A 5,426-nucleotide genomic window follows, 5' to 3' on the forward strand; every position below is an offset into this window, starting at 1 on the left:
AATCAAACCAACCAGATGAGCCACATCCTCTCTTAGATCAGAGCGCCATCTGTCCCAAAATCCCTGACGACGGACACCTGAATTCAGGCGATGAAATATCTCGTAGAGTATTCTGTCATCTTCCCAACATCGTATTACCGCTGTTCTTTGAGTTGGTTGAGGAGTTCAAATCGCCAATCGTCGTTTTGTTCGACTTCTTCCCAAGTCTGACCCTCAAGATCAGACAGGACTCGTAGGTTTTTTAGCCGGAACTTTTGCCCACTAGGAAATTTCCCATCTATGAACTCTTTTATGGTCAGCAGTCTTTGTTTGCCGTCCAATACCAAAAAAGGACTTACTGCTGCCACCACTGGCCGAAAGCAAAATCTGTGGAATGGGAATTCCGAGAAAGAGAGACTCGATAAAGCTAATTTTAGCCTTGGGGGACCATACATTACGCCGTTGAAACTCGGGGGATAAATTAATTTGACTGCCTATTTGTCGGCACAGCGTCTCGATGGTCCAGTCGGTCGGCGAGATCAGAAGTGATGCGAACTCCGCAGCCGTAACATTGGAACTCTCCCCTTCTTCGGTTGGCTCCAAATCCTCAAACGGTTCGTCTCTGTCTTGGTAAGCCAAACTGATCTCATGCATACTTTTGGCCACCCTACTTCCAATTTGTTGGCAGTCAATCAATCGACTCTGGTTGCGGTCTCGTCGAGACCAATCGAATGTCAGCTTAGGGGCCCTAGCGGCCGGCTGCACGAGCGGCATCCAAGCGACGTTGCAACGACGGCTTAGGGCTCAAAATCCTTGTTCAGTCTCACTGCAGAGAAAGTCGGCAGCGAGCCCTTAGTAACGAATGCTGCACTCGGAACCAATGTCAGTTACCGGGTCAGTGTGCTTTACGTCGGGTGGGATTGGGCGGCAGTGATATGCAAGCGCTATATTACGTATAGAAAGTCGTCGACCCGTGCTAAGGTCAAGCCTCCACAAGGAACTAATCTATGTACCGTGTCCGACTTTTTGCCACTCGCCACGCACGCACATTTGAATGGATCTACAAGCGTGTCGAGCAGGTCATGGTGGCGCTGGACCCCCTTATCGCAAAAATTGGCTACAACCGTGTCGAGCGCCCGATTGCCCTTATCGAGAAGGGAGTGAAGACACTTCTTTTCGATTGCAAAATGTGCGGCCAATGCGTGTTGTCCTCAACCGGCATGTCCTGTCCGATGAACTGCCCCAAACAGCTGCGCAATGGCCCCTGTGGCGGGGTGCGGCAGGGAGGGTATTGCGAGGTGAAGCCTGAAATGAAGTGCGTTTGGGCGCTGGGCTGGGACGGGGCCAGCCACATGAAAGACGGGGCCGCGAAGATCAGGGAGGTTTTGCCACCTGTCGATCGTAGTCTGCAAGGCTCTTCCTCGTGGTTGCGCGTAAGCCGCGAAATGGCGACACTGAACCGGGAAAAACGGGATGCGGCCCGCATGGCCCTTGCTGACGCCTTTCCAGAGGCACGATTGCAGGAACCAAGCTCGGCTCCTCTGGCAGACGAGCCACCCAAGGCCACGACCTCGGGGCGCGGCACATGAGCGATACCTCACCCATCGAAAACACCCTGCTGCCCTATGCCAAGCCGCCTGAGGGTCATGTCTCTCACAGTCGGCTTGAGCGTGTTTTGCGCTCGGGCCGCTTTGCCGTGACGGCTGAATTGAACCCGCCCGACAGCGCCAATGCGGCGGATGTTTTTGATGCGGCCCAGCCCTTGGGAGAGGTCGCGGATGCGATCAATGCCACCGACGCATCGGGGGCCAATTGCCATATGTCCTCCATCGGCATTTGCGCTCTGCTGACCCGCGCGGGCTATTCTCCGGTTTACCAGATTTCCTGCCGCGACCGGAACCGCATCGCCATTCAGGGCGATGTTTTGGGGGCAGCCGCGCTGGGTGTCAGTAACGTGCTTTGCTTGACGGGCGATGGCGTGGGCGTGGGCGATCAGCCCGGCGCGAAACCGGTGTTCGATTTTGATAGCCTCAACCTGCTGCGCACCCTGCGCACAATGCGCGACGAAGGTGTGTTTCTGTCGGGACGAAAACTGTCCAGCCCACCGCAGCTGTTCCTCGGGGCGGCAGAAAACCCGTGCATCCCACCTTATGAGTGGCGCGCGGACCGCCTGACCAAAAAGGTCGAGGCCGGGGCCGATTTCATCCAGACCAACTATATTTTTGACATTCCCCTCTTTGAGGCATTCATGGAGCGGGTGCGTGATGCCGGCATGGACAAGCGCGTGTTTGTCATCGCCGGGGTCGGCCCTCTCGCCTCGGCCAAGGCGGCGCGGTGGATGCGCAGCAACGTGCCGGGCATTCACATCCCCGATGCCATCATCGACCGGTTGGAGGTGGCGCAAAACCCTTCGGATGAGGGCAAGAAAATATGCATCGAGCTGATCCAGCAACTGCGCGAGATTGTGGGCGTCTCAGGCGTGCATATTATGGCCTATCGGCGCGAACACCTTGTCTCCAGCATCATCCTTGAATCAGGTGTTCTGGCAGGACGGCGCAGGCGGAATAAAGGTTAACCTGTCTGGTTGGATAACCATTGCGTGTCGTCATTGAACTTTCGGAACAGCCGACCACTTGCAGTGATTGACAGACTTCTAACCGTGCTGCTTTTCGCTGCAGACGCAATGTGCGGATTGCTGCCGTTGGGGCGGGCGCAGCGAATTCACACTTTGTTTGCGTCCTGTGAATTCGCCAACTAAACCTCGAAGGTCTGCAATGGTCGACAAACCCGACGAATGCAAACGCAGCAGTCAAATAGACCGGGAACGGCAGCTTTGGGCTCGGAGCGGACATTCGAAGTCAACAATAAGGAGCCAAGGTCTGCTATGCGGACGAAGCCGCCGGATTGGGTCGCCTGCTTAACTTTGCTTTCTCAGATTGGAAGGCCTGCTTTTAGCCATCCATCCCGCCATTGCTCCGAGCATTCGGGAACGCTGAATATGGGGAGCTTCGTTTGTTCTTTAATGTCGAGATCCGGACGAAGTTCCTTCAGTTCAGATACCGCAGCCCTTGCTGACTCAAGGTCTCCGTTTTGAGCCAAGGATGCGATGAGCATGAGATGAGTAATCACGAATTTCGCCCTAATGGCCAAGGCGTTTCGATTGGCCTCTACAGCTTCAGCATAGCGGCCAAGTTGGAAAAATGCGGAGGCTTGCCCTACATAGGCTGCGTGCCGCATCGGATCTTTCGGGCTGAGATTGATCGAGTGTGTCGCGTGTTCGAGGGCTTCTTCGGGTCTGTCGAGAAAATTCAGATTGATGCCGGCGAGCATGTGAACGGTCGCAGCATTTGGATTTTCGGCTAGTGCTTGTTTGAAAACTGCGCGAGCTCGCGGCAAGTCTTGTGCAAGCATAGAGATTGAGTGTGCGGCGTAAGCCAACGCGATTCCATCCGCGCGGTCACTTAACAACACACGTTCTGCTGCGGTTACGGCTGCTTTAGGCCCTTCATCAATCGGCTTAAGTCCCTGTACCATCCTTTGGATATGCAGCCACGCAAGCAATCCAGCTGCCGACGAATAATCAGGATCGCGCTCCAACGCCAGACGTGTAAGGCGAATAGCCTCACGGTTGTCTTCGTCGGTCAGCAGGTGAAAATGTGACTGAGCCTGGAGATAAAGTTCATACGCGTCGAGGTTTTCTGTCGGTTTCGCCCGAGCGCGGACCGTCTCGGCATGGCGAACGGACGGTTCGATTGCCGTGACAACTTCCTGTGTGACCTGATCTTGAAGGTCAAAAACATCGTCCAGCATCCCATCGAAACGATCGGCCCAAATATGGCTGCCATTCTCTGCATCAATTAACTGTCCTGTTATCCGCAGACGCTGACCCGCGCGCCTTACAGACCCTTCAAGCACATATCTCACGCCGAGCACCTGCCCGACTTCGCGAATGTCAGTGCTCTTTCCTTTGAATGTAAAAGACGAGTTTCGCGCCACGACCATCAGCCAACGAAACCGAGACAACTCAGTTATGATGTCCTCGGTAATCCCATCGGCGAAAAACTCTTGTTCAGTGTCGCCAGACATATTGTCAAACGGCAGCACAGCAATACCGGGTTTCTCCGATTTGACAGATGGACTTGTAGCCGCCGAACCGACAGGCCACTGCCACACGCCAACGGGGCGGGCAATGTTCTTCAATTCGGCCTGCTGGCCGCCAGAGAACGAGGCGGCGGCATTCCTGTCTAGGCTGTTATGTGCGGTGTCTGAAATCAATATTTGCCCCGGTTCCGCTAATGCCTCGAGACGGGCAGCTATGTTGATACCGTCACCGAATATGTCATCACCTTCCGAAACGACTTCCCCGGTATGTATGCCGATGCGGATTTGGATTTCCTGTGGTCGGTCAGCAATCTGAACAGCAATCGCGCATTCTGTCGCGGCTGATGCGGAGCGAAACTCAACAATCCATCCGTCGCCCATGCTTTTGACCAGTCGCCCATCATGGGCTGCTAAAGCGGGTATTAGATGATCCTCACGGAAAGCCTTGAGCGCTTTGAGTGTTCCGTCCCTATCCTGATCCATCAACGCCGAGTATCCGGCGACATCAGCCGCCAGCACCGCAGCAAGCCTCTTTTCCATGTTTCTCTCCCCGCTTGTTGGAAGCTAGCTTGTAGAAAGAGCAATGTCAGCCCGGTAGTTAGAGCAAAGGGGTTCCATCAAGAAAGCGCGACCGCTTTGGGCTCTTACCGTTGGTAGATACTAGCGGCAGAGAATGGCAGCAGGGAACCCAAAGCTACGTGCAGATGTGCTTGATCTTACGGAAGTATCACAACTACCTTTCCAGTATGTTTGTCCGTTTTGTCAGCAATAGACCTCATCCCAATATCAACGCAGAACTCGGTATGTTTGCGGCCCGCGACCATGTTGATTTTTCTAAGCAGAAAGGGAGCATTCAGAGAGCACATGAAGAAGCATTCTACTGGTTCAGCGCAGATGGCGGTGGCGGGTTAACCTATCCTCGGCTCAAGGGAAAGGTTCGCACACCCGACGTTAGAAGGTCGCTGTTTTGGTTTCGGGAAGATGCCAAATTTTTCCGTCGTGAGGCTGGTAGCGTTGTTGTACGGGCGCGCGAACTGGCAGCCGTTCTAACTCTTGCGGGGTGTGAGATTCGCGAAATAAGAACGAGAACTCCGGGTAAAATAATCTGGGAAGACAGCCGCCAAGTGCTCGCGCTGCCAAACTTCGAAAGAGTTCCTAGAGCGTTTTGAGCTGGGTTGTCGAACGGCAACTTCGTCCGCGCAGCAGGCGCTCAGAAAAACTTGCCGACTGACCGCTTCGAGCCCATAGTGACGGATGCTGCGATTTGGTCGAATGACATGGTGTGATCGCGGTGGTCGCTCTCCTTGGGCAAACGAGGCCTGATATTATCAGCCTCACCAATCAAA

The 5,426-nt window shown here is 54.4% G+C and carries 6 protein-coding genes; 4 read left to right on the forward strand and 2 right to left on the reverse strand.

Annotation, left to right across the window (positions count from 1 at the left end):
• Window positions 1–236, forward strand: a 236-nt coding sequence (locus AC2FI9_RS22575) for a hypothetical protein (RefSeq protein WP_496770949.1), incomplete at its 5' end; no start/stop codon positions are given.
• A gap of 25 nt (window positions 237–261) precedes the next feature.
• On the opposite strand, the gene AC2FI9_RS22580 is transcribed toward AC2FI9_RS22575, so the two are convergent.
• The gene (locus AC2FI9_RS22580) at window positions 262–633 is read right to left on the reverse strand and encodes a DUF262 domain-containing protein (protein ID WP_496770951.1); all 372 of its coding nucleotides are present in this window, start codon (window positions 631–633) and stop codon (window positions 262–264) included.
• 353 nt (window positions 634–986) lie between these two features.
• On the opposite strand from AC2FI9_RS22580, the gene AC2FI9_RS22585 reads away from it, so the two are divergent.
• Both AC2FI9_RS22585 and AC2FI9_RS22590 read left to right on the forward strand, forming a co-directional pair.
• Window positions 987–1,568, forward strand: coding sequence for a methylenetetrahydrofolate reductase C-terminal domain-containing protein (locus AC2FI9_RS22585; protein ID WP_496727383.1), 582 nt, complete (start codon window positions 987–989; stop codon window positions 1,566–1,568).
• Entirely contained in the window at window positions 1,565–2,554 is a 990-nt protein-coding gene (locus tag AC2FI9_RS22590; protein ID WP_496770953.1) for a methylenetetrahydrofolate reductase, read from the forward strand. Before AC2FI9_RS22585 ends, AC2FI9_RS22590 begins: the two co-directional genes overlap by 4 nt.
• 356 nt (window positions 2,555–2,910) lie before the next feature.
• On the opposite strand, the gene AC2FI9_RS22595 is transcribed toward AC2FI9_RS22590, so the two are convergent.
• Entirely contained in the window at window positions 2,911–4,620 is a 1,710-nt protein-coding gene (locus AC2FI9_RS22595) for an adenylate/guanylate cyclase domain-containing protein (RefSeq protein WP_496727385.1), read from the reverse strand.
• A gap of 206 nt (window positions 4,621–4,826) precedes the next feature.
• On the opposite strand from AC2FI9_RS22595, the gene AC2FI9_RS22600 reads away from it, so the two are divergent.
• Complete coding sequence (locus AC2FI9_RS22600) at window positions 4,827–5,249, forward strand: hypothetical protein (RefSeq protein ID WP_496770955.1); 423 nt, start codon at window positions 4,827–4,829, stop codon at window positions 5,247–5,249.
• Window positions 5,250–5,426: the final 177 nt, after the last annotated feature.

The organism is Ruegeria sp. CDSA246 (genome assembly GCF_059611225.1).

What these genes read in the sequence shown, in the direction of transcription:
- AC2FI9_RS22580 (WP_496770951.1), bottom strand. Translation starts at nt 633, where the DNA reads ATGCATGAGATCAGTTTGGCTTACCAAGACAGAGACGAACCGTTTGAG.
- AC2FI9_RS22585 (WP_496727383.1), top strand. Translation starts at nt 987, where the DNA reads ATGTACCGTGTCCGACTTTTTGCCACTCGCCACGCACGCACATTTGAA.
- AC2FI9_RS22590 (WP_496770953.1), top strand. Translation starts at nt 1,565, where the DNA reads ATGAGCGATACCTCACCCATCGAAAACACCCTGCTGCCCTATGCCAAG.
- AC2FI9_RS22595 (WP_496727385.1), bottom strand. Translation starts at nt 4,620, where the DNA reads ATGGAAAAGAGGCTTGCTGCGGTGCTGGCGGCTGATGTCGCCGGATAC.
- AC2FI9_RS22600 (WP_496770955.1), top strand. Translation starts at nt 4,827, where the DNA reads ATGTTTGTCCGTTTTGTCAGCAATAGACCTCATCCCAATATCAACGCA.